The following is a 4,448-nucleotide window of genomic DNA, read 5'->3' as shown; positions in this document are numbered from 1 at the left end:
CCCTACGGACAGCCGTCCCCACCGCCCCAGCCTCCGCAGGTACCCGGGCAGCCGATGGCGAACCCGTTCGCTGCGGGCGCGCCCGGCGCGCCCGGCGCACCCGGCGGCTACGGGGCGCCGCAGGTCCCGCAGGGGCCCGCGGCCGGGGTCGGGGCCGCGCTGGAGAAGTTCCGCGAGGTCCCGACGGGCCAGCGGTGGACGCTGCAGAACCCCGCCCTCGTCCGCGCCGACCTCGGCATCGACAGCCGGCCCGTCCTCGCCAGGCAGGGCAGCATGGTGCTCTACCAGGGCAAGGTCGACTTCTCCTACAAGGGCGCGGGCTTCACCGGCCGGATCGTCGGCAACGCGACGGGCCAGGAGATGCAGCTCATGCGCTGCACCGGCCGCGGCCAGGTCTTCTTCGCCGAGGAGAGCGCGCACGTCCACCCGGTGGAGCTGCAGGGCGACGGGCTGTGCGTCTCGGCCGAGAACGTGCTCGCCTTCGACGAGTCGCTGCAGCACGAGGTACGCCGTATCGAGGGGCACGGCATCCCCGGCGGCGCGCTGTTCACCATGCAGTTCAGCGGCGTCGGCACAGTCGTCGTCAAGACGCGGGGCACGCCGGTGGTGCTGCCGGTGACGCCGACGACGTTCGCGGACGCGCAGTCCGTCGTCGCCTGGTCGGCCGCCGCACAGGTGATCGTCTCCAGCCAGGTGCGGCTGCGCCGCCACGCCTATCCGGGACACAGCGGGGAGACGGTCAACCTCCAGTTCCGCGGCGCCCCCGGAAACTTCATCGTCGTCCAGCCGTACGAGGTCTGAGGTCCCCATGAACCAGCCAGCAGCACTCGCGGGCTTCGCGGCAGCGCCCGTCACCGCCCGGATGGAGAACCACGGCTCGCACATGGTCAAGGTGGCCATGCAGTCGGGCCACGACCTGTTCGCACGGCCGGGGTCCATGGTCGCCTACGAGGGCTTCGTGCAGTACGAGGCGAACCCGCCCGCCGTACGGCAGATGGCCTCCCAGTGGCTCACCGGCGAGAACAACCCGCTGATGCTCTGCCGCGGCGACGGCCTGCTCTACCTCGCCGACTACGGCGCCGACGTGGTCTGCGTGAACCTCAACGAGGAGTCGCTGTCCGTCAACGGCACCAACCTCCTCGCGTTCGACGCGCATCTGCAGTGGGGCGTCGAGCGGGTGAAGGGGCTCGCGAAGTTCGCGGGCCAGGGGCTGTTCAACGTCGCCGTGCGCGGCACCGGGTGGGTCGCGCTCACCGCGCGCGGCACGCCCGTCGTCGTGGACTGCGGGCGCGGCGAGGACGAGACGTATGTGGACCCGGACGCGCTGGTCGCCTGGTCCAGCGGGCTGAGGATGAAGGGCAAGCGCAGTATGAAGGCCGGGGCGCTCATCGGGCGCGGCAGCGGCGAGGCGTACCAGATCGCGTTCTCGGGACAGGGGTTCGTGGTCGTCCAGCCGAGCGAGGACAGCACGGACCGCCTGCGGATCCGGGGCTGAGAGGGGACGGGGAACACACCGTGCAGAGTTCGCTTTTCGGATACGCCGAGGTCCAGACGCAGGAGCGCTACGCGCTGCAGAACCCGCAGCTGCTGCGCGTCCAGCTGACCGGCCACGACGACGTCCTCGCCCGCAGCGGCGCCATGGTGGCCTACCAGGGCCTGCTGGAGTTCGACGCCGAGTACCAGCAGCGCGCCGCGCACCGGGGCGCGCAGCGCGAGCACCTGCCGCTGATGCGCTGCTCCGGGCAGGGCACCGTCTTCCTCGCCAACCTCGCGCAGTACGTGCACGTGGTGGACGTCGAGCAGGACGGGCTGACCGTGGACGCCTCCTACGTGCTGGCCATGGACTCCACCCTGCACCACGAGGTCATCTCGGTGGACAGCCAGCACGGCATCTCCGGCACCGGCGCCTACAACCTCAACATCACCGGGCAGGGCAGGGTCGCCCTGATGACCTCGGGCCAGCCGCTGCTGCTGACCGTCACCCCGGACGCGTACGTCAACGCGGACGCGGACGCCGTCGTCGCCTGGTCGGCCGGGCTGCGGGTGCAGATGCAGGCCCAGACGTCGTCCCAGGGCGTGTGGCGCCGCCGGGGCAGCACCGGCGAGGGCTGGGAACTGTCCTTCATGGGGCAGGGCTACGCCCTCGTCCAGCCCAGCGAGATGCTGCCCCCGCAGGGGGCCGCGGTCGGCCAGGGGCTGGCGGCCCAGTACGGCATGGGCCAGCAGGGCGCCCGCGGCCAGAACCAGGGCAACGCCTGGTCCTGACCCGTCAGCCGGTCCGGCGGATCGCCCTCCGGGGGATCCCCGCCGGACCCGCTGTCACCCCGTCACAGCCCGGCGCTCTGCCACGCCGTGACCAGCACACCGGACACAGCGGCCAGCGCCGTCACACTGGCCAGCGGCCAGCGCAGCCGCTCCAGCGCGGAGAGCCGGGCGCTGTGCTCGTCGAGCTGCTTGTCGGTCTGGTCACTGCGCTGTACGAGCAGCGCCAGCGCGCCGTCGACGCGCGCGAAGCCCGCCTCCACCGAACCGCGGAGCCGTTCCAGCTCCAGGGCCACCTGCGCGGGATCGCTGGGCCCCGAGCCGTGCTCAGCCTCCCCCATGGTCCCGGCTCCGCTCGACCAGGGGATGCCCCGACGCCGGCTCCCGGGTACGCAGCCAGGACGGCAGCAGCGCCTGGACGCCGGGCACCGCCATCACCCGGGTCACCGCGCCGGAGACGGCCAGGGCCGCGGCCACCCAGGGCAGGGTCTCGCTGACGCCGGACGCCGCGACGGCCTCGGGGAGCACCACGGCGATGCCGAGTACGGTCTGCAGCAGGGTGCGCAACGTGCGCTTGTTCGCTTCGGACATGACTTCCTCTCTCGACTCCCGGTCCCGACTCCCGGCGGGACGGGTCAGCTGCGCGGCACCTTGAGCGCTGCCCAGGACTTCGCCCCCGGCCAGCCGTCGGCGTCGGCGCCCCGGTAGCCGAGCTTGTGCTGCCAGCGCGCGTACGAGCGGCGGTCGGCGTCGGTCCACTGCGGTCCTGGGCCCACCGAGTAGGCCGAGCAGCCCTCGGCCACCAGGCGGCGGCCCATCGCGGTGACGACCGCGGACTTGGGCGCACGGTGGAACCAGCTCGCGCCGGGAAACGGCTGATAGCCCTTCCCGGAACCGGACCCGGAACCGCGGTCGGGGGCCGAGCCGAGCCGGGCGGCGATCCGGCGGCGCATGCCCGCCATGGAGAAGCCCCGCGGGTCGACCTTGCCGTGCTGCCACTCCTTGTGCCCGATGACGGACTCGGCGCTCCAGCCGTAGGCGCGGCAGACGGCGGCGGCGGCGCGTTCGATCGCCTCCAGCTGCGCTCCGGGCCACGGGTCCTTCCCGTCGCCGAGGTTGACGCATTCGAACCCGTAGAAGCGGGCGTTGCCGTCGGTGGTGTTGGAGCGGGCCGGGGGCAGCGAGCCGTCCTCGCGGATGACGGCGTTCAGGACCCGCGGGTCGCCGAGCCCGGCGTGGTTGGCGCGGCCGTTGCCGACGAGGTGGACGGTGCCGTCCTTGGCTATCACGCCGTGGCACAGCGGGCCCGGCAGCCCGGAGTAGCCGTCGTAGCACAGCTGGACGCTCGCGTCGGTGCCTCGGGTGACGGTGTGGTGGATCAGCACACCGTTGATCGGGCCCCAGGCGCCCTTGGCGTTGCGGTGGTGGGTCCGCCAGGAGCGGTGTCCGACGACCTTGACGCCCTCGCCCCGCAGCGCTGCGAGGAGCCGGTCCGCTGTCAGTGGTGTGGCCATGGAGTGCGGTTCCTTTCGTGGAACGGCGGGTGGCGCGGTCAGGCCAGCGCGGCCCAGATCGCGTTGGAGTCGTCCTCGACGGAGGACGGGCTGAAGGAGGCGGGCAGCGAGGTGTGCCCGGTCGTGGAGAGCCGGCCGTGCCGTACGAAGGCACCCGGCATCCGGGCGCTGCCGCCGGGCCACGCGCCGATGCTGGCGCCGCGGATGAAGCCGGGTCCCGAGTTGCTCGGGCTGGGCCCGTTGACGACCAGGGCCACCCAGTAGTTGCCGGGTTCGGCCGCGTAGGCGCTGGTCAGCGAGCAGGCCACGGTCTCGCCCTCGGTGGCGGGGATCAGCTTGTTCAGCGACTGGGTGACGCCCACGCGCCGCCCGGCGCCGGTGTAGAGCCCGGCGTACGAGCTGGCGCTGAGCTTCCCGCCGACGTATCCGGCCACGTAGAAGACCACCTGGCGGACGGTCGCCGGCGCGTGCAGCGGGACGCCGACGAGGTAGAGCCAGCCGTTGATGCAGTACTGCGCGCTGGTGGCGGCGGTGACGGCCGGGTCGAAGGACCAGGCGGTGAAGCCGAGGGCGCTCGGGGCCCAGGTGCCCGAGGCGGCGACGGAGTCCACGTACGCCTTGCGGGTCAGGTGGTCGGGCCCGGCGGGGTCGGCCCCGGTGGCGGGCCCGACC

At 73.0% G+C, this 4,448-nt stretch carries 6 protein-coding genes and 1 pseudogene; 3 read left to right on the top strand and 4 right to left on the bottom strand.

From position 1 onward, the window contains the following. The 3 genes from G5C65_RS31900 to G5C65_RS31890 all read left to right on the top strand — a co-directional run. On the top strand, nt 1–801 hold an 801-nt coding region (locus G5C65_RS31900; protein ID WP_165302526.1), incomplete at its 5' end, for an AIM24 family protein. Nucleotides 802–808: 7 nt separating this feature from the next. Beyond that, on the top strand, nt 809–1,495 hold the full coding sequence (locus tag G5C65_RS31895) for an AIM24 family protein (RefSeq protein ID WP_165302525.1): 687 nt from the start codon (nt 809–811) through the stop codon (nt 1,493–1,495). Nucleotides 1,496–1,515: 20 nt separating this feature from the next. Next, complete coding sequence (locus G5C65_RS31890; protein ID WP_165302524.1) at nt 1,516–2,265, top strand: AIM24 family protein; 750 nt, start codon at nt 1,516–1,518, stop codon at nt 2,263–2,265. A 62-nt stretch (nt 2,266–2,327) separates the two neighbouring features. On the opposite strand, the gene G5C65_RS31885 is transcribed toward G5C65_RS31890, so the two are convergent. The 4 genes and pseudogenes from G5C65_RS31885 to G5C65_RS31870 form a co-directional block, all read right to left on the bottom strand. Then, nucleotides 2,328–2,603, bottom strand: a complete 276-nt coding sequence (locus G5C65_RS31885; RefSeq protein ID WP_165302523.1) for a hypothetical protein — start codon at nt 2,601–2,603, stop codon at nt 2,328–2,330. Then, on the bottom strand, nt 2,590–2,853 hold the full coding sequence (locus tag G5C65_RS31880; protein WP_165302522.1) for a hypothetical protein: 264 nt from the start codon (nt 2,851–2,853) through the stop codon (nt 2,590–2,592). Before G5C65_RS31880 ends, G5C65_RS31885 begins: the two co-directional genes overlap by 14 nt. A gap of 44 nt (nt 2,854–2,897) precedes the next feature. Next, nucleotides 2,898–3,776, bottom strand: coding sequence for a peptidoglycan-binding protein (locus G5C65_RS31875; protein ID WP_165302521.1), 879 nt, complete (start codon nt 3,774–3,776; stop codon nt 2,898–2,900). Nucleotides 3,777–3,814: 38 nt separating this feature from the next. Beyond that, nucleotides 3,815–4,448, bottom strand: a pseudogene (locus G5C65_RS31870) (phage tail protein); the annotation flags it as partial.

The organism is Streptomyces boncukensis (assembly GCF_011045075.1).
GTDB lineage: Bacteria > Actinomycetota > Actinomycetes > Streptomycetales > Streptomycetaceae > Streptomyces > Streptomyces boncukensis.
Note: the sequence above shows the minus strand (reverse complement) of the source record. Positions and strands in the feature narration are given on the sequence as shown.

What these genes read in the sequence shown, in the direction of transcription:
- G5C65_RS31895 (WP_165302525.1), top strand. Translation starts at nt 809, where the DNA reads ATGAACCAGCCAGCAGCACTCGCGGGCTTCGCGGCAGCGCCCGTCACC.
- G5C65_RS31880 (WP_165302522.1), bottom strand. Translation starts at nt 2,853, where the DNA reads ATGTCCGAAGCGAACAAGCGCACGTTGCGCACCCTGCTGCAGACCGTA.
- G5C65_RS31885 (WP_165302523.1), bottom strand. Translation starts at nt 2,603, where the DNA reads ATGGGGGAGGCTGAGCACGGCTCGGGGCCCAGCGATCCCGCGCAGGTG.
- G5C65_RS31875 (WP_165302521.1), bottom strand. Translation starts at nt 3,776, where the DNA reads ATGGCCACACCACTGACAGCGGACCGGCTCCTCGCAGCGCTGCGGGGC.